The 18,530-nt window shown below is 72.6% G+C and carries 15 protein-coding genes; 7 read left to right on the forward strand and 8 right to left on the reverse strand.

The features are described from left to right. Positions 1 to 20 precede the first annotated feature (20 nt). A complete protein-coding gene (locus ACWEPL_RS11730) occupies positions 21 to 581 on the reverse strand; it encodes a GNAT family N-acetyltransferase (protein WP_363980984.1) in 561 nt (186 codons plus the stop codon). 158 nt (positions 582 to 739) lie between these two features. Here ACWEPL_RS11730 and ACWEPL_RS11735 point away from each other — a divergent pair, with 158 nt between their 5' ends. After that, on the forward strand, positions 740 to 1,237 hold the full coding sequence (locus tag ACWEPL_RS11735) for a hypothetical protein (RefSeq protein ID WP_350731730.1): 498 nt from the start codon (positions 740 to 742) through the stop codon (positions 1,235 to 1,237). Between the two features lie 152 nt (positions 1,238 to 1,389). Beyond that, complete coding sequence (locus tag ACWEPL_RS11740) at positions 1,390 to 6,117, forward strand: GH92 family glycosyl hydrolase (protein WP_452436006.1); 4,728 nt, start codon at positions 1,390 to 1,392, stop codon at positions 6,115 to 6,117. Here the strand turns inward: ACWEPL_RS11740 and ACWEPL_RS11745 are convergent. Together ACWEPL_RS11745 and ACWEPL_RS11750 are read right to left on the reverse strand one after the other, a co-directional pair. Beyond that, positions 6,114 to 7,217 carry a hypothetical protein gene (locus tag ACWEPL_RS11745; protein ID WP_452436007.1) on the reverse strand — a complete coding sequence of 368 codons (1,104 nt, stop codon included), beginning with the start codon at positions 7,215 to 7,217 and terminating at the stop codon, positions 6,114 to 6,116. The genes ACWEPL_RS11740 and ACWEPL_RS11745 overlap by 4 nt on opposite strands. A 63-nt stretch (positions 7,218 to 7,280) precedes the next feature. Continuing rightward, a complete protein-coding gene (locus ACWEPL_RS11750; protein WP_350731735.1) occupies positions 7,281 to 7,856 on the reverse strand; it encodes a TetR/AcrR family transcriptional regulator in 576 nt (191 codons plus the stop codon). Positions 7,857 to 7,953: 97 nt separating this feature from the next. On the opposite strand from ACWEPL_RS11750, the gene ACWEPL_RS11755 reads away from it, so the two are divergent. Further along, positions 7,954 to 9,060 (forward strand): FAD-dependent monooxygenase, encoded by a 1,107-nt coding sequence (locus ACWEPL_RS11755; protein ID WP_452436008.1) that lies wholly within the window; start codon positions 7,954 to 7,956, stop codon positions 9,058 to 9,060. A gap of 9 nt (positions 9,061 to 9,069) precedes the next feature. Here ACWEPL_RS11755 and ACWEPL_RS11760 read toward each other — a convergent pair whose 3' ends face one another. After that, positions 9,070 to 9,528, reverse strand: a complete 459-nt coding sequence (locus ACWEPL_RS11760; RefSeq protein ID WP_363980999.1) for a MarR family winged helix-turn-helix transcriptional regulator — start codon at positions 9,526 to 9,528, stop codon at positions 9,070 to 9,072. Between the two features lie 57 nt (positions 9,529 to 9,585). On the opposite strand from ACWEPL_RS11760, the gene ACWEPL_RS11765 reads away from it, so the two are divergent. Next, complete coding sequence (locus tag ACWEPL_RS11765) at positions 9,586 to 10,368, forward strand: alpha/beta fold hydrolase (protein ID WP_452436009.1); 783 nt, start codon at positions 9,586 to 9,588, stop codon at positions 10,366 to 10,368. 24 nt (positions 10,369 to 10,392) lie between these two features. On the opposite strand, the gene ACWEPL_RS11770 is transcribed toward ACWEPL_RS11765, so the two are convergent. From ACWEPL_RS11770 to ACWEPL_RS11780, 3 genes are read right to left on the reverse strand one after another with little or no spacing between them, the layout of a single operon-like run. Continuing rightward, positions 10,393 to 10,998, reverse strand: a complete 606-nt coding sequence (locus ACWEPL_RS11770; RefSeq protein ID WP_452436093.1) for a response regulator transcription factor — start codon at positions 10,996 to 10,998, stop codon at positions 10,393 to 10,395. 60 nt (positions 10,999 to 11,058) lie between these two features. Next, positions 11,059 to 12,537, reverse strand: a complete 1,479-nt coding sequence (locus ACWEPL_RS11775; protein WP_452436010.1) for a pyridoxal phosphate-dependent decarboxylase family protein — start codon at positions 12,535 to 12,537, stop codon at positions 11,059 to 11,061. Positions 12,538 to 12,597: 60 nt separating this feature from the next. Further along, the gene (locus ACWEPL_RS11780; RefSeq protein WP_452436011.1) at positions 12,598 to 14,562 is read right to left on the reverse strand and encodes a sensor histidine kinase; all 1,965 of its coding nucleotides are present in this window, start codon (positions 14,560 to 14,562) and stop codon (positions 12,598 to 12,600) included. Between the two features lie 151 nt (positions 14,563 to 14,713). Between ACWEPL_RS11780 and ACWEPL_RS11785 the strand changes: the two genes are divergently transcribed. Continuing rightward, positions 14,714 to 15,406, forward strand: a complete 693-nt coding sequence (locus ACWEPL_RS11785; protein WP_452436012.1) for a DUF1579 family protein — start codon at positions 14,714 to 14,716, stop codon at positions 15,404 to 15,406. Here the strand turns inward: ACWEPL_RS11785 and ACWEPL_RS11790 are convergent. Next, on the reverse strand, positions 15,403 to 16,539 hold the full coding sequence (locus tag ACWEPL_RS11790; RefSeq protein WP_452436013.1) for a hypothetical protein: 1,137 nt from the start codon (positions 16,537 to 16,539) through the stop codon (positions 15,403 to 15,405). The two genes, ACWEPL_RS11785 and ACWEPL_RS11790, sit on opposite strands and share 4 nt — an antisense overlap. Before the next feature lie 204 nt (positions 16,540 to 16,743). Here ACWEPL_RS11790 and ACWEPL_RS11795 point away from each other — a divergent pair, with 204 nt between their 5' ends. Both ACWEPL_RS11795 and ACWEPL_RS11800 read left to right on the forward strand, forming a co-directional pair. Beyond that, the gene (locus ACWEPL_RS11795) at positions 16,744 to 17,457 is read left to right on the forward strand and encodes a helix-turn-helix transcriptional regulator (RefSeq protein ID WP_363981016.1); all 714 of its coding nucleotides are present in this window, start codon (positions 16,744 to 16,746) and stop codon (positions 17,455 to 17,457) included. Positions 17,458 to 17,499: 42 nt separating this feature from the next. After that, positions 17,500 to 18,519, forward strand: a complete 1,020-nt coding sequence (locus ACWEPL_RS11800; protein WP_452436014.1) for an aminotransferase class V-fold PLP-dependent enzyme — start codon at positions 17,500 to 17,502, stop codon at positions 18,517 to 18,519. The last annotated feature ends 11 nt before the right edge of the window (positions 18,520 to 18,530 follow it).

The following is an 18,530-nucleotide window of genomic DNA, read 5'->3' on the forward strand; positions in this document are numbered from 1 at the left end:
GCGGGCGGGTGCCGGTCACGCTAGGACGGCTGCCTGGCCGCGCGCCACTCCGGCGCGAGCACCGACCAGACCTCCATGTCGTGCCGCTTGCCCCGGTACGGGTAGCTCTCCCGCAGCACGCCGTCCTTGGTCATCCCCAGCCGCCGGGCCACGGCGATGCTGGCCGCGTTCTCCGACGCGACCACCCACTCGATGCGGTGGATGTCCCGTTCCTCGACGGCCCAATCGATGATCACCCGTGCGGCCCTGGACACCAGGCCCTTGCCCGCCGCCGACGGCTCCAGCCAGCAGCCCACCTCCGCGACGCCCGTCAGGACGTCCATCGTGCGGAAGAGCACCCCGCCGACCAGCGTGCCGTCCAACCAGATGCCGTAGATCCGCCCGGTGTCGGTGGCGGCCTTCTCCGCGTATCTCAGGAGCAGGGACCGGCTCGACTCCAGGTCCGTGGCCCTGTCCGCGAACGAGATGAACTGCCCGACGAACTCCCGCGCCCGGTCCATGTGGGCCAGGAACTCCTCGGCCGACCACGGCTCCAGCGGCCGCAGCTCCGCGCCGTCCTCGCCCAGGGATATTGCGAACATCGTTCCCCCCAACGATCGAAAACCAGGCCATATCGCCAGCAGATCCTCTCACGCGGCGCGGCGGGGCAGGTTGGCGATCTTCCCGAACAGCCCAAAACTGTGCATCGTCCCGCACGCCGACCGGCCGGGCCCGGCGGGCGCCCGACGACACTGCTGCCATGGACACGCATGACACCGAGGGCGGCCAGGAGCGGACCGAGTTCGCGGGGGCCGTGTACGGCTCGCTGCTGGCGGCCTCGGTCGTGGCCGGCAGCGCGGTGGACGGCACGCCGGTGTCCGCGGGCGACCTCGTGGTCGTGTTGATCTGCACGGGCGTGGTGTTCTGGCTCGCCCACGTCTATGCCTGGGTGGTGTCCAGCAGAACCCAGCCCCTGACCTGGGAGCGGCTGCGCACGGCCGGCCGGCACGACTGGCCGGTGGCGCAGGCCTCGTTCCCCCCTGCCATCGGCGCCGCCTTCGCCTCGTCGCTGGGCCTGTCCGACAAGGCGTCGACCTGGGTGGCGCTGGTCGTCGCCGTGGCGAGCCAGACGGCCTGGGCCGTCGCGGCGGCCGTCACGGCCCGGGCCTCCGCGCGGGTCGTGGCCCTCTCCGGGGCCGCCAACCTCGCGATGGGGCTGGCCATCATCGCTCTCAAGACCCTGGTCGGCTCCCACTGAGGTCTTGACACGGCGCCGCCGATTTGAAAACTTCCTTAACAGATCGGGGTTGACAACGTTGTCATCACTCCTCCTGGGAGACCGCTGTGAGCACCCTCTGGCCTTCCCCGTCCCGTCGTAAACGATCTCTTATGATGGCGGTCTTATGCGCCGTGACCACCCTCGCCCTCGCCGCACCCGCCGCCGCGCTGACCGGCCCGGCCGGCCCTGAGCCCGTGCCCAATCCCGGCCCTTCGGGCACACCGACCCCCAACCCCTCCTACAGCCCGCCCCCCGGCCCGCAGGCCGCCGAGCCGGCTCCGCCCGCGGCGGATACGCAGCGGGCGGCGCGGGACGGGCAGGCCCTGGCCCGGGCCGAGGGCGCGGCCTTCGCCTCCTCCTTCGAGCCCGGCGACCCGCAGCCGACGTGGGCCGACATGACAGAGACCGACGCCCGCGGCGTCAAGAAGGCCGCGAACGTCATCGGCACCCTGCCCGGACGCATCGAGGGCAGCATCTCGGACCAGATCGCCCGGTTCAGCGCCAGCGGCGAGAACGCCTCCGGCGGCGAGGGGAAGGAGAACCTGGCCGACGATGACGCGAACACCAAGTGGCTGGTGTTCGCCGGCGCCGGCTGGGCGCAGTACGGCCTGGCCGCCCCGGTCGCGGTCGTGCACTACGCGCTGACCTCCGCCAACGACGCGCCCGAACGCGACCCGCGCGACTGGCAGCTGCAGGGCTCCCAGGACGGGCAGAGCTGGACCACCCTGGACACCCGGACCGGCGAGACGTTCACGGCGCGCTTCCAGCGCAAGGAGTACCGCTTCGCCAACCCGACCGCCTACGCCCACTACCGGCTGAACGTCACCCGGATCGGCGGCGGCTCGACCCTGCAGCTGGCCGAGTGGGAGCTGTCGGACGGCCGGACCGGCCCCACGCCGCCCAGCGACATGCGCAGCCAGATCGGCGCGGGGCCGAACGGCGGGTTCGTGTCCAAGCCGCGCGCCGGCTTCTCCGGCCTGCGGGCGTTCCAGTACGCGGGCAGCACCACCGCCGAGACCGGCGGCCACTCCACCAACAAGGTGTTCGAGGTGGACATCCCGGTCACGGCCACGACGGAGCTGTCCTACGTGGTCTTCCCCGAGTTCACCGCGGCCGACCTGCGCTACCCCAGCACGTACGTCTCGGTGGACCTGGCCTTCCGCGACGGTACGTACCTCAGCGACCTCAAGGCCGTCGACCAGCACGGCGTCCGGCTGGCGCCGCGCGCGCAGGGCGAGTCCAAGACCCTGTACGCCGACCAGTGGAACTACAAGCGCGCCCAGATCGGCGAGGTCGCCAAGGGCAAGCGGATCAGCCGCATCCTGGTGGCCTACGACAGCCCGGCAGGGCCCGCCGGGTTCCGCGGGTGGGTGGACGACATCAGGATCGTCTCGGAGCGGAAGCGGCAGCCGTACGAGGGCCGCCCGGCACGCGACGATCGCAGCCCTGCCCACTACGTGATGACCACCCGGGGGACGCACTCCACCGGCGGCTTCTCGCGGGGGAACAACTTCCCGGCCACCGCGGTGCCGCACGGGTTCAACTTCTGGACGCCGATGACCAACGCCGGCTCGACGAGCTGGCTGTACGAGTACCACCGGGCCGGCAACGCCGCCAACCTGCCCGAGATCCAGGCGTTCAGCGCCAGCCACGAGCCCAGCCCGTGGATGGGTGACCGGCAGACGTTCCAGTTCATGCCCTCGGCGGCCGAGGGGGTGCCCAACCCGTCCCGTACCGCCCGCGCGCTGGCCTTCCGCCACGAGCGGGAGGTCGCGCAGCCGCACCTGTACGCGGTCACCTTCGACAACGGGCTCAAGACCGAGATCGCTCCGTCCGACCACGCGGCGCTGGCCCGCTTCACCTTCCCCGGCACCGAGGCCAAGCTGATCTTCGACAACGTGAACAACAGCGGCGGCCTGACCCTGGACCCGGCCGGCGGTGTGGTGACCGGCTACTCCGACGTGCGCAGCGACCTGTCCACCGGGGCCACGCGGATGTTCTACTACGCCGTCTTCGACCGCCCGGTCACCGGCGGCGGCAAGCTGACCGGCCAGGGCCGGGACAACGTGCTCGGCTATCTGTCCTTCGACGCGGGCACGACGAGGACGGTCACCATGCGCATCGCGTCCTCGCTGATCAGCATCGACCAGGCCAGGCACAACCTGGAGCTGGAGATCGCCGCCTCGGACACCCTGGAGACGGTCAGCGAGCGCGCCCGCCGGGCGTGGGACGCCAAGCTGGGCGTCATCGAGGTCGAAGGGGCGAGCCGGGACCAGCTGGTCACGCTGTACTCCAACCTGTACCGGCTGTTCCTCTATCCCAACTCCGGCTTCGAGAACACCGGCACCGCGGCCGCGCCCGTCCACAAGCACGCCGTACAGTCGGCGACCAGCACCCCTCCCAGCACGCCCACCCAGACCGGGGCGCAGGTGGCGGACGGGAAGGTGTACGTCAACAACGGCTTCTGGGACACCTACCGCACCACCTGGCCCGCGTACGCGCTGCTGACGCCGAAGGCGGCCGGGGAGATGATCGACGGGTTCGTGCGGCAGTACCTGGACGGCGGCTGGATCTCCCGGTGGTCCTCGCCCGGGTACGCCGATCTGATGGTCGGCACCAGCTCCGACGTCGCCTTCGCCGACGCGTACCTGAAGGGGGTTACCGGCTTCGACGCCGTGGCCGCCTACGAGGCCGCGGTCAAGAACGCCACCGTCGCCCCGCCCACCCGGCAGGTGGGCCGCAAGGGTCTGAACACCTCCGTCTTCCTCGGGTACACGAGCGTCCAGTCGACCGGCGAGGCGATGTCGTGGGCGATGGACGGCTACATCAACGACTTCGGGATCGCGAACATGGCCAAGGCGCTGGCCGAGCGGTCCACGGGAGCGGAGCGTGCCCGCTACCTGGAGGAGTACGAATATTTCCGGAACAGGGCGCGTAACTACGTCCACCTGTTCGACCCGGCGGTGCGCTTCTTCCAGGGACGGAACGCCGACGGCTCCTTCCGGCTCAAGCCGAGCGCCTACGACCCGCGTACGTGGGGCTTCGACTACACCGAGACCGACGGCTGGAACATGGCCTTCCACGTCCCGCAGGACGGCCGCGGCCTGGCCAACCTGTACGGCGGCGCGGACAAGCTGGCCGCCAAGCTGGACGCGTTCTTCGCCACCCAGGAGACGGCGGCGTTCCCCGGCTCGTACCGGGGGATCATCCACGAGATGCGCGAGGCCCGGGACATCCGGATGGGCCAGTACGGGCACAGCAACCAACCCTCGCACCACATCGCCTACATGTACGACTACGCGGGACAACCGTGGAAGACCCAGGCCAAGGTGCGCGAGGCGCTCTCGCGGCTCTACCTGGGCAGCGAGATCGGCCAGGGCTACCCCGGCGACGAGGACAACGGGGAGATGTCGGCCTGGCAGGTCTTCGGGGCGCTGGGGTTCTATCCGCTGCAGATGGGCAGCCCCTACTACGCGATCGGCTCGCCGCTGTTCAAGAAGGCGACGGTGCACCTGGAGGGCGGCAGGAAGCTGGTGATCAAGGCGCCGGGCAACAGCCCGCGCAACGTCTACGTACAGGGGCTGACGGTCAACGGCAGGGCGTACGACAAGGCGTACCTTCCGCACGAGCTGATCGCCAAGGGCGGCGAGCTGGTGTTCGAGATGGGGCCGAAGCCGTCGCGCTGGGGCACGGGCAGGAACGCCGCCCCGCCCTCGATCACCGACGACGACCGGATCCCCGCCCCGCTGCACGACCTCACGGGGCCGGGACGCGGCACGGCGTCGGCGGCCGGCGGCGCGGACGTGAGCGCGCTGTTCGACGACGACTCGGCCACCCGGGCGACGCTGCCCGAATGGGTGCGATACACCTTCGACGGCGACCGGGAGGCGCGTTACTACACGCTCACCTCCGGCGCCGGACAGCCTTCCGAGGATCCGTCCGGATGGGTCCTGGAGGGCTCCGCCGACGGCACGTCGTGGAAGGTGCTCGACGAGCGGGCCGGTGAGAGCTTCCCGTGGCGGCTGCAGACCCGTCCGTTCAAGATCGCGCATCCTGGCGCGTACGCCCACTACCGGATCAGGTTCACCGGCGGCACGTCGCTCGCGGAGATCGAGCTGCTCGCCCCCGCGCCGCCCGCCACGTCACCGCTGGTCATCGAGGCCGCCGGGGTCTTCGCCGCTCCTGGGGAGACCGTGACAGTCCCGGTGACCGTGTCCGACCACGCCGACCGGCCCGCCACCGGACGGCTGACCGCGACCGGCCCCGAGGGCTGGACCGTCCAGCCCTCGGGAGGGGTCACCTTCGGTCCCGTCGCGCAGGGCGCGTCCCAGACCGTGACGTTCCAGGTGACGGTACCGGCGACGGCGGGTCCCGGCAGCCATCCGATCCGGCTCGCCGCGACCTCCGACCAGGGGCCGGCCTCCGAGCAGGTGACGGTCACGGTGGTCGGCGACACCGTGGAGTTCACGCCCGGCACGGCGGCCGAGGAGCCGTGGCTGCTGGAGGCCGACGGGTCCCAGCTCGACGGCGAGGTGTTCGACGGGCGCGCCCGTTTCACCGACGGCGACGGCCACGCCACCTACCGGTTCGAGCTGCCGGCCCAGGTGAGCGGGGGTTCGGTGACGCTGGACATCGGCAACCAGTTCCTGGTGCAGGTCTCGGCCGACAACCGGAGCTGGCGGACCGTGCTGCGGGAGAGCGCCGACGTGCGCGACCTGTCCAACCGCTCGGCGCGCACGCTCGACCTCGACGAGCTGCGGGGCGAGGCCCGTACGTTCTACCTGCGCATCGGGGACAGCCGGCCGGAGAACGGCTGGGGGTCCTGGCTGGCCAGGGTGCGGCTGGACCTGCGGCGCTAGGGGTTGCGGAAGATCACGTCTCCCTGAGGAGGTTTCCAGGCGAAGCCCGCGGCCAGCGCCGAGCCCGTACGCGGCACGGCGACGAGGTCCGTCCATGCGAATCCGGTCGCCGGCGGGGTGACGCTCTGCCGGGTCAGCACGCCGCCGGCGTACCGGAGCGCGTCGATGGACAGGGTGGTGTAGGCGTAGGGGTCCTGGCCGTCCGGGGTCGCGGTGATCGACTGCCGGGTCGTCGCCGCGTAGACGCCGCCCGAGCCGTCGCCGGACAGGGTGGTGACGTGGTCGCCGGGCAGCCGGAGCTGCTCCCACGTCCCGCCGCTCCGGTGCAGCAGGACGGCCCCCGGCTGCGTCCAGTCGCCCTGCTGGAACCCGGCGGCGATCCAGACGTCCCCGTTCGCGGCGGCGAGCACCGCGTCGTAGCGGACCCGTACCGGTCCGTACGCGGGCACGGCCGCCGCGGGCACCGCGACGGCGGGCAGCGCCACCGGGTGCCACGCCTTGCCGTCCCAGCGCATGACGGCGGAGGGACCCCAGCCCCAGATCTCTCCGGGTGTGCGGACGCTGATCTCCCGCAGGGACGCCGGCGCCGGCAGGCTCGTCCAGCGCTCGCCGTGATAGCGCTTGAAGAACACTCCCCGTGTACGGTCGTCGCGGCCCACGACCCAGGCGTGCTCGCCGTCCGGGACGTCCAGATCGGTGATCGTGGTCCGGCCCGACCCCATGAGCCGCCAGCGCCTGCCGTCCCAGCGCGACAGCACCGAGCGGGCGCCGGTGTTCCCCGCGATCCACACGTCGGCCGGGGAGGACGCCTCGATCAGGGAGATCTCACGCAGGGACCCGCCCGGGCCGGCGAACTCCGTCCACTCCCTGCCGTTCCAGTGCCTGATCAGGGGCGCGGTGACGGGCGAGCCGGTCCGCGGATCGAGCTGCTTGGTCTCGCGCCGGCCCGCGGCCCAGGCGTCCGCCGGCCCGGTGGCGGCGAGATCCGCGATGTACGTACGGGCTCCGCCGCGTAAGCCGACCTGCCAGCCGGAGTCGGCCTCGACCGGCGTGACCATGGTGAGCGCCGCCAGCACGACGGCCACCGGGATGCGGTACACAGAGGCATGATGGCGCCTGCCCGGGATCCGGCCGGCTGCGCCGAGCTGAACGATTGACGAACTTCACCCCATCCGGGCGGTCAGCGCGCGCAGGCCCGCCAGGACCTCCGCCCCCGTCGGAGCCTGGTCCGGGTCGTTGAGCCACTGCATCATCACGCCCAGCAGCAGCGCGAGGTGCACCGAGCCGACGGTGCGCACCTCGCGCTCGGCGAGGTCCGCCTCGTCGCCGTCCACCAGGTGCGCGGCCATGCCGCGGCGGCCCTCGCGCTGACCGGCCACGAGCTCGTCGCGCAGCTCCGGCGAGTGCTCGGCCTGCACCATGGCCTCCAGATTGGCCAGCCACAGCGTGCGGTGCTCGCCGATCGACGCGATGAGCCGCTCCCAGAGCGCCTCGAAGCGCTCGCCGGGCGCGGCCGCCTCGTCCACGGCGGCCATCGCGGCGCCGATCTGCTCGCCCCACTCCCGCATGGCCTCCACCAGCGCCGCGTTGAGCAGCGCCTCGCGCGAGCCGAAGTGGTAGCCGATCGCGGCCATGCTGACGCCGGCCGCCGCCGAGATGTCGCGGACGGTCGTGCGCGCCCAGCCCTTCTCCTCCAGGCAGCGCCGCGCCCCCGCCAGCAGATCCTCCCGGTTTCCCATGGCAGGCAGCCTAGCACGCACGCATGAGACATCTGTCTTGCGCATTTGCCCAAACTCGGCGTACGGTTGCCCCACACCAACCGAGAAGGGAAGTCCCATGCGGATCCTGATCTCCGGCGGCAGCGTCGCCGGCCCCGCCCTGGCCTACTGGCTGCACCGGCACGGCCACGCGCCCACGATCGTGGAGCGGGCCCCGGTCGTCCGCGGCGGCGGCGCGGCCATCGACTTCCGCGGCAGCGCGCTGGAGGTGCTGGAGCGGATGGGCCTGCTGGAGGAGATGCGCCGGCACGAGACGGGGATGACCGGGATGACGCTGGTCGACGACGCCGGCGCGCCCCTGGCCGAGCTGCCCGCCACCGCCATCTCCGGCGACCTGGAGGTGCTCAAGTCCGACGTGACGGCCATCCTGTACGAGGCCACCCGCGACACCACCGACTACCTCTTCGACGACACGATCACGGGGCTCGACCAGGACGGCTCCGGCGTCCACGTGACCTTCGAGCGCGCCGGGTCCCGTACGTTCGACCTGGTGATCGGCGCGGACGGGATGCACTCGACCGTGCGCCGGCTCGCCTTCGGCCCCGAGTCCCGCTACGTCCGCCACCTGGGCATCTACGGCGCGCTGTTCACCACGCCCAACCTGTTCGGCCTCGACCGCACGGGCCTGATGCACAACACCGTCGGCCGCAGCGCGCTGGCCTTCGCCGCCCGCGGCAACAGCGAGCTCCGCGTCGGCCTGTCGTTCGGGGCCGACCACCTGGACTACGACCGGCGCGACCGCCGGCAGCAGGAGAAGCTGGTGGCCGAGCACTTCGCCGGCGCGGGCTGGGAGGTGCCCCGGCTGCTGGAGGCCATGAGCGAGGCCGAGGAGTTCTTCTTCGACTCCTCCGGCCAGGTCGTGATGGACTCGTGGTCGGCCGGCCGGGTGGCCCTGGTGGGCGACGCCGCGTACTGCGCGGCGCCCACCTCCGGCCGCGGCACCTCGCAGGCGTTGATCGGCGCGTACGTGCTGGCCGGCGAGCTGGCGGAGGCCCCGGACCACGCCACCGCCTTCGCCACGTACGAAGGCCGGCTGCGCGACTACGTCGAGCGCAACCAGCTGCACGGCCGGGCCGCGGCCCGCTGGTTCCTCCAGCCGCCCACCGAGCCCCCGGTCGAGGTGGCCGAGGACGTCGTGCCGCTCAAGGACTACACCCTGGGATGAAGGTCCCGCTCAGTCCATGTCGATGTCGTCGAGATGCCCGAGCAGGCGCGAGAGGACCCGGAGGCAGGCGGTGACCTCGGCGTCGGTGAGGTCGCCGCCGATCCGGCGCAGCTCGGCGCGCTCGCGGTCGATCACGGCGACGATGACGGCCCGCCCCTGCTCGGTCAGCCGGATGAGCGACGACCTCTTGTGCGCCGGGTTGGCCACGAACTCGACCAGCCCCCGCCCGGCCGCGTCGTTGATCATCCGCTGGACGAACTGGCGGCTCAACGCCTGCGCCCGCCCCATCTGGGGGACGGTCATGGGCCCGTGCTCGCGGAGCAGGTTGAGCACGGCCCGCACCCCCACCGACAGCCCTTCGATGGGCGCGTCCTGCTCCACCTTGCGCTGGGCGCGCCGGTACAGCGGCCCCACCAGGTCGAACACCTCGGTGAGCCGGTCGCCCGGGCTGCGGTTCGTGTCACTCACCCCACCATGATGACACCTAGGTTGTCATCTTCATCCGAAAATGACACCTTGGTTGTCATGAAGGATCTGTTCTGGCTCGACACCGGCACCGGACGCCCCCTCGTCCTGCTGCACGGCGGCTTCGTCGACCACGGCATGTGGGACGACCAGATTCCCCGCCTCGCCTCGCGCTACCGCGTCATCGCGCCCGACGCCCGCGGCCACGGCCGCTCCGCCAACCCCACCGAGCCGTACCGGCTCACCGACGACCTCGCCGCGCTGCTGCGCCACCTGGACACGGGGCCGGCGGTCCTGGCGGGCGTGTCCATGGGGGCGAGCATCGCGGTCGACACCGCGCTGGAGCATCCGGACCTGGTCGCCGCCGTGGTCGTCAGCGGCGCCGGCACCGGCGAGCCGTACTTCACCGACCCCTGGACCACCCGGGCCCTGGCCACCTGGCACGCGGCGATGGCCGCCGGCGATCTGGAGGGCTCCGTCGAGGGGTTCATGCTGTTCGCCGCGGGCCCGCACCGCGCTCTCGACGACCTCGACCCCGGCGTCGCCGGCCGCCTGCGCCGGATGGCCAGGGCCACCATGTCCAAGCACACCGCCGGCGAGCCCGACCTGCTCGTCCCGGTCCGCGACACCTGGGAGCGCGTCGCCGGGATCGGCGTTCCCGTGCTGGCCGTCAACGGCGCCCTCGACTCGCCCGACCATATCGGCATGGCCGAACGCCTCGCCCGGACCGTGGCCGACGGGCGGGCGATCTCGATCGACGGTGCCGCCCACTACCCCAACATGGAGCGCCCGGACCTCTTCAACGACATCCTCGAGGACTTCGCGTCCGCTGCGGCATCGTGAGATGCCGTTCAGCGCGGGCCGCGGTCAGAGCCAGCCGGCCTCGGAGGCGATGCGGATGGCGTCGATCCGGTTGCGGGCGCCCAGTTTGGCGACCGCCGAGGTCAGGTAGTTGCGGACCGTGCCGTAGGTGAGGAAGAGCCGCTCGGCGATCTCCAAGGGCTGGGCGCCGGTCGCCGACATCCGCAGCACCTCCGTCTCGCGCTGCGTGAGCGGGCTCTCCGGCGCCCGCAACGCGGTCATGGCCAGGACCGGGTCCACCACCTCGCCGCCGGCGGCGACCGTCCGGATGGCGGCGACGAGGTCGCCGGGCCTGATGTCCTTGGGGACGAACCCGGCGACCCTCGCATCGAGCGCACGGCGCAGCTCGCCCGGCTTGCTCAGCGCGGTCAGGATGAGCACCCGGCAGTCGGGCAGCCGGTCGTTCAGCTCGGCGGCGGCCGTGATGCCGTCCATCCCCGGCAGGTCGATGTCGATCACCGCGACGTCCGGCCGGTGACGCTCCGCCGCCGCCACGATCTCCGCCCCGCTGGACACCTGGGCCACCACGTCGATGCCGTCGTGGAGGTGGAGCAGCTCCACGAGCGCCTCGCGCAGGAGGAGCATGTCCTCCGCGAGGAGAACGCGGACCACGCTCATGTGCGCAATTCGGCTCGCCGCGTCGTCACGATCACTCAGCTTAGAGGCCCCGTTTCACAGTGTCTCCTCCTCGGCCTTGCCCGCGGCGGCGACCAGGTGGACGAGCCGCTCCACCTCGGCAGCGGTCGTGTGCGGGTTGAGCAGGGTGAGCTTGAGCCGCACGCGGCCCGGCCCCGCTCCCGGGAGCTCGGTACGGCCGACGACGGCGCGTCCCTCGTGGAGCAGGCGGCGGCGCAGCCCGGCGTTCACCCGATCCGCCAGGGCGGAGTCCGCCGGGAGATACCGGAAGAGGAACGCCGTCAGCACCGGGTCGGCGTGCAGTTCCAGCCGGGGATGGACGCGGACGGCCGCCGCTCCCGCCCGAGCCAGATCGTGGCAGGTGTCCACGAGGCGGCCCAGGCCGTCCCTGCCGAAGGTCGCCAGCGTGACGGCGATCTTGAAGCCGTCGGGGCGGCGGGTGGTGCGCAGCGAATGCCCCAGCAGGCTGGTGTAGCCGGCCTCCTCGTCGTCGGCCGGGTTGAGATAGGCCGCGCGCCGCTCCAGCGACTCGTACGTCTCGGCCCGCCGTACCAGGAAGACGCCCGCGGCGACGGGCTGCCAGCCCAGCTTGTGCCAGTCCAGGGACACCGAGTCGGCCCGCTCGATGCCCGCCAGCAGCGGAGCCAGCCGGTCGGACAGCAGGGCGCCACCGCCGTAGGCGGCGTCCACGTGCAGCCAGGCCCCGTGCTCGGCGGCCAGCGCCGCGCAGGTTCCCAGCGGGTCGATCGCGCCCGTGTCGGTGGTGCCGGCCGTGGCGACCACGGCCATCGGCAGCTCGCCCCGCCGGACGCACTCCCGCAGCGCGGCGGCCAGCTCCTCCGGCCGCATCCGCAGCTCGCCGTCCACAGGGATGGTCACGACCGCGTCCTCGCCCAGGCCCAGCAGCGCCGCGGCGCGCCGTGTCGAGAAGTGGGCGGCGGCGGAGGCGAAGATCCGTGCCTGCGGCGCGTTCGCCGGCAGGCCGCTCCGCTCGATCCGGTGGCCGGTCGCGTGACCCAGCACCCGGTCCCTGGCCAGCATCAGGCCCATGAAGTTGGACTCGGTGCCGCCGGAGGTGAGCACACCCGCGGCCGAGTCCGGGTAGCCCACCAATCCGGCCAGCTCACCCAGCAGGAGGGTCTCCAGGGCGGTGGTCGCGGGGGCCTGGTCCCAGGAGTCCTGCGACGGGTTGAGCGCGGAGATCGCCAGGTCGGCGGCCACGGCGACGGCGAGCGGCGGGCAGTGCAGGTGCGCGGCGCAGGCCGGGTCGGCCGGGTCGGCGCTGCCGGCGGCCACCAGCTCGGTGAACCGGCGCAGGGCGTCACCGCCCGGCCCGGCGAAGCCCTGGGCGACTCCCGCGAAGAGCGCGCCGGGCGTACCGGCGGGGATCGGCCCGCCGCGCCGTGCCGCGCCTTCCGAGAGGGCGGTCAGCACCGTGCGCAGCAGAGGTTCCAGGGCGGCGGCGCCGGAGACGCCGCCGGACAGGTCGGGCACGACGGTCGGATGCGAAGACATGCGGGCTCCGGACGGGATGGACAGATGGACCGCGGTCGTACGGTTTCTCCTCCTCGAACGCTACTGGGACGGGCGGCTCGCCTCCTGGGCGGCCTGGGTGGTGTCGGCCGGATCCGTGCGGAACTCGGCGAGCACCTCGAACCTGCCACCGGCGCGATGCCCCGCCGTCAGCCGCCCGCCGGTCCGCGACGCGATGCTGTCGAGCCCGGTCCCCCGCTCTCCTGGTGGTTCGGTGGCGCCGTCGTTGACCAGCCGCAGCCGTACGGACCCCGCCGCCTCCGACACGGTGATCTCGCAGGTGCGGGCCCGGCTGTGGCGCAGGACGTTGGTGACGCCCTCACGGAGCACGGCGGCCAGCGCGGTGTCGGCCTCCGCCGCCAGCGGGCCCGTCCCGACGCTCGTCACCACCTCGATGCCGGCGTTCGCCAGCACCTCGCGGGCCGCGTCGACCTCGGTACGGAGCCGCAGCTCGACCCGGTCCCCGGCGATGGAGCCGAGCTCCGCCACCGCTCGTTCGACCAGCGACCCGAGCGCGGCGATCTCGGACCTGGCCCGGGAGGGGTCGGTGTCCAGCAGGCGTTCGGCCACCTCGCCCTTCAGCGCGACCGCCGACAGGCTGAAGCCCAGCACGTCGTGCAGGTCGCCGGCGACGCGCACCCGTTCGCGGCGGACCGCCGCCTCGGCGAGCTCGTGCCGCATCCGTTCAAGCACGGTGAGGAGTCCGCTCAGCCGTCCGAGGCAGTACACCAGCCACATGATCATGATGTGGCCACCGAACTGGGAGAGCGCCGCGGCGACGTCGTCGACGAACAGCGCGCCGCTGTCCACGGAGTGGAGGAGCCAGGTGAGGTGCCCGGCCAGGACGAGCCCGGTCATCGCCCAGGAGAGCGGCGGCCGTACGTTGAGCAGCAGCTTGCCCGTGAAGACGCTCAGCAAGCGGTCCCAGGCCTCGGGGAAGACGGCCAGCGGCAGCAGGATCAGCAGGCTCTGCGCGATCAGCGCCGCCCGCGACGGCGGGAGCACCTGGAGGATGACGACGGCGGCCAGCAGGGCCGCCGCGAGAGCGAAGGCCGGCCAGTCGTAGGGGTGGGAGGGCGCCATGACCCTCAGGACGAGCACGCACTGGATGAGCAGGACCGCGAGCAGCACGTGCCGGGCCAGGCGCGGCGACTCGATCGGCGGCGGGGCCTCCTGAGGAGCGGCGGCACGGTAGGCGCCGGCCGTGGCCCGCACCTCCGCCAGCGTGCGCCGCGCGAGCTCGACCCCTTCCCGGAGGTCGCGCCGGGCGAGTTCGGCATCTCCCCCGGGGTCGCGCCGGGCGAGCTCAGTATCTCCCCCGGGGTCGCGCCGGGCGGGTTCGACGCCTTCCCGGAGGTCGCTCCGAGCGTCCCCGGGCTCCTCCTGGGCCGCCTTCCGCATCCGGAACGCGATCGCCCGCAGCTTTCCGCCGAGGACGCCGCGTAACTCTCCGTCCAGCCGCAGGCGCTCCTTGGCCAGGGCCACCCGGGCCAGCTCCTCCCGGGTGCCGTGCACCTGCTCGACGGCCCGGACGAGCGCGGACAGGCCGAACACGATGAGACCGTCGTCCGCCGTGATGATCATGTACCCGAGGAGGGCCTGGACCTCCTCCCCGGGATAGGCGTCGTACCCGAGCACGAGGACGGACGCGCCGGCCGCGGCCACGACGAGGACGAACAGCGGCCAGGCGGCCCGCCGGGGAAGAGCGCACAGGACGGCGGCGGCCACGGTCCACGGCACCCAGTCCCAGGACTCGCCGACGACCGGGAACGGCAGGAAGTAGAGCAGCACCACGGCCGCGAGGAGCGCGTACCGGCCGGCCGGGCTCCAGCGCCGCACCGCCAGCGCGACCAGCGGCGGGTACGACGCCATCGGGAGCAGCACCCCGAGCGGGCCGGCGCCGCTGTCCAGCCCGGCGAGCGCGCGGATGGAGAACAGGATGCCGAACGAGGCCCACAGCATGGCTCGGGCCAGCCGGAGCGGAAGATCGTCCGCGGTCCGCGCCACCCGGCCCCTCCTCGTGAACCGTGCAAAATGCATACCCGGCCGAGTACAGCGACACTATCAGCGGCTATGCCCCCGATGTCACGATCCCTCTGCGCCGAGATCACTCCGGCGGCCGGGCTCGTCCGAGCCCTCCGAGCACTGTGGAGACATCATGCTGAACCGACTGGCACCGGCCGTGGTCTCGGCCGTGGCCGTACTGGGCCTGGCCGGCGCGCCGAGCGCGTCCGCCGCGACACCGACCACCGCGCGGGCCGCCGCCCACCTCCAGAGCGCGCCCGCCGCGGCACCGATCACCGCGCGGACCGCCGTCCAGGTGCGGAGCGCGCCCGCCGACGTCCTCGCGCCCGGCCCGTTCCACCGGCAGCTCGACCCGCTGGTCGGCACCTGGAAGGCCGTCAAGACCAACTACCTCCTCGGCGGCGGCAAGCCGATCGTCTCCCGCGACATCACGGTCACGACGCGGTGGATCGCCAAGACCGGCGGCCGCTTCCTGGAGGAACGGACCGAAGGGACCCTGGGCGGCAACCCCTACTACCGCCTGGGCGTTCTCGGCTTCTCCACCATCGACCGGCGCTACGAGTGGACGACCTTCGACAGCGTCACCCCCACCGCGATGACCTACCGCGGGCCCGCGCTCACCAAGCGCACCAACAAGCTGTCGCTGCCCGGCACGTTCACCGACCCCGGCGTGCTCGGCCCCGAATACGTCGGGAAGACCATCCCGATGCGGACCGTGATCACCATCAGGTCGAACGACAAGCACACCTTCGACCTGTACTTCACGCCTCCCGGCCAGTCCGAACGGCTGGTGGACCGCGTCGTCTACACCCGCAAGGCCGGCTAGGAGGATCCCAGCGCGACGGGCCAGATCACCAGAAGGTATGACTCGCCGGGGCGGTTGGACAGCCGTTCCCCCCGCCGGGCGCGGCCGTGGACCTGCAGGCCGTAGCGACCCGCGCCCTGGAACGTCAGGTTGGGCGGGCGCTCGCCGTCGGTGTGCATCCCCTCGATCTGCATGATCCCCGTCGTCGTGACGAACTCGATCTCCTCCACCTGCTCCCACCGGCTCACCGGCAGGCGGGGAGCCACGGGATCCCACCGCACGTGCACGCCCACCCGCCCCTGACGCTTGAGCGTGCGGATGACCAGCAGGTCGGGCACGGCCGCCACCAGGCCGCCGGGCAGCTCAGGCGCGGCGGCCGGCTCCTGGTAGGGGTTGCCGATGCGTAAGCCGTGCTCCGAGGCGAGGGCCGTCCCGCGCACGGGGATGGGCGGCGGGACGGGCCTGGCACGAGCGACGCGCCCCGGCTCCCGCTCCACCCGCGTGAAGTTCCCCCACTCCCCCTCCACCCGCGCAGCGCGCCCGAGCTCCCGCTCCGCCCGCGTGACGCGCCCGGGCTCCCGCTCCGCCCGCGAGACGCGCCCGGGCTCCTGCGACGGGAGACCGAGGTGCCGGGCCCGCTCCCGGAGATCGCGGGACTTGCCGGGCAGCCCCAGCTCCTCGGCCACCCCCACCCCGAGCCGGCGCCGGGCCTCAGGCCCGACGTCGATGGGCCACACGGTCACCAGGTAGAACTCGAACGGCACCCGCGCCACGCCGTCGTAGTCGATGTCGCGCCCCCGGGCGTGCACCCGCATGCCGTAGCGGCCGGGGCCGTGCGGAGTGAGCACGGGAAGCTCCTCGGGCAGGTCGCCCAGGAGGCCCGCCAGCCGCATCCCGCCCTCGAAGCTGATGAGCTCCACCTCCTCCACCTCGTCCCACCCCTCGGCGGCGGCGCCGGCGGGCGGGGCGTCGGCAAGCTGCACGGTGACGTCCACGACGCCGGTGTGGATGCCGGTGTGGATCACCGCCGCGCCCGGCACCGAGGCGGTCAGGCCGTTGGGCACGCCGTCCACGACGGGCACGTCCCCCTCTTCTTCCCGCACCTGGATCTGGTGGTAGCTCACGTGCACATCGGCCCGGGCTGTCGTGCTCATGCGTCACCCCTTCGACGGTCGGCCGTGCCGACACTGCCAGGCGGGTCCGACAGATTCCGGGAAGACATCAAGATTACGACTTGTTGCAGTGCTCTACAATGATGAGAAGTTTCCGTAAGGTAACGCCTCCATGAAGCGCCACACGCGGCAGCGCTCCTTCGACATGCTGTTGATCTTCTGACAGCCACGAGACAGGTGCCGGTCATGACATCCACATCCGAGGACGACGAGCCGACGTTCACCACGGGAGAGCGGGCGCACGCCGCGCTGGTGGTCGAGATCCTGGGGCCGGTCGTCCCGATGCTCGCCAAGGCCATGGGCCCCAAGACCGAGGTCGTCCTGCACAACCTGACCACGATGCCCAACACGATCGCCGCCATCGGCGGCACGCTGACCGGCAGGGACATCGGCGGGCCGGCCACTGACCTGGGGTTGCGCACGTTCAAGGCGGGCTGGACCGAGCACCTGATCGGCTACCGGTCCGAGACGGCCGACGGGCTGGTGATGCGCTCGTCGAGCGTCTTCTTCCACGCCCCTTCCGGCCGGTCGGTGGCGTGCCTGTGCATCAACACCGACATCGGCGACCTGAAGCGGGCGGAGGAGATCCTGCGGGCGCTGACCTCGACCGATCCGGGCGCGGGCCCGCTGCTGAGCGGGCCGCCCGGAGGGCCGGCCGAGACGTTCCCGCAGACGCTGGAGAGCCTGGGCGACGGCATCCTGGCCGACGCCGTCGGCGGCGTGGGGGTGCCGGTCGAGCTGATGAAGAAGTCCCACAAGATCGCGGTGGTCGAGGACCTCAACAAGCGCGGCTTCTTCACCCTGCGCGGCGCCGTGGACCTGGCGGCGCAGCGGCTCCAGGTCAGCCGCTTCACGATCTACAACTACCTCAACGAACTCCAGGCCGAACCTCTTGACTAGATATTGAATTCCTCTACTGTGTGTTGAACATTGGAGGTGGGCATGGAGTCGGGAGGGTATTTCGACACGGCGTCCATCGGGCTGGTGCCCGAGGCCGTCCGTGCCGCGGTCGGCGCCTGCTACGAAGCGATGGGGCGCGGCACCCGGGGCTCGCGCGAGTGGCGGCCGGTCGTCGAGCGGGCTCACCGGCGCTACGCGGCCGAGCTGGGCGTGGCCGAGGACGAGGTCGCCTTCATGGCCAGCACCGGCGAGGCGGTCAACGCGATCGCGCACGCGGTGCCGTGGCGGCCGGATGACGAGGTGCTGGTGCTGCGCGACGAGTTCCCGACCGTGGTCTACCCATGGCGGGGGCTCGGCGACGCCGTACGCGTGGTGGAGGTGGACGCGCTGCCGGGCGACGACCGGCTCGGCGCGCTGCTCGCGGCCATCGGCCCGCGCACGCGGGTGGTGGCCGTCTCCCACGTCAGCTCCTTCACCGGCACTCTGGTGGACCTGGACGTGCTGGGCGCGGCGTGCGCGCGGGCGGGCGCGACGCTGGTGGTGGACGGCGCGCAGGCCGCGGGGGCGATCCCCGTCAGCCTGGACCACGTGGACTTCTACGTGGCCACCGGCTACAAGTGGCTGCTGGCCGGGTTCGGCGTGGCGGTGGTCGCCGCCCGGCGCGCCGCGCTCGACTCGCTGCGGCCCACGCTGCTCGGGCACGGCAATCCCCCGCCGACGCCGCGCCTGACGTACGGGCATCTGAACCTGCCCGGCGTCTACGCGCTGGAGGCCGCCGCGGCCTTCCGCGAGACGGTCGGGCACGAGGAGATCCACGCCCGCGTGGCCCGGCTGGCGCGCCGCCTCCACGAGGAGGCGGCGGCGCTGGGCCTCGTCCCCGTCGCCCACCCCGAGCGCATGGGCGGGATCGTCAGCGTCGCCGGGCACGCCGACGCCGTCGACCGGCTCGCCGCGCGGGGGCTGGCGGTGGCCCACCGCGGCGGCCACCTGCGCATGTCCCCGCACTTCTACGCCTCGGACGCCGACGTCGACCGGCTGCTCGCCGAGCTGAAAGCCCTCTGACGGGAGAGCAC

This window comes from Nonomuraea sp. NPDC004186, from assembly GCF_053603495.1.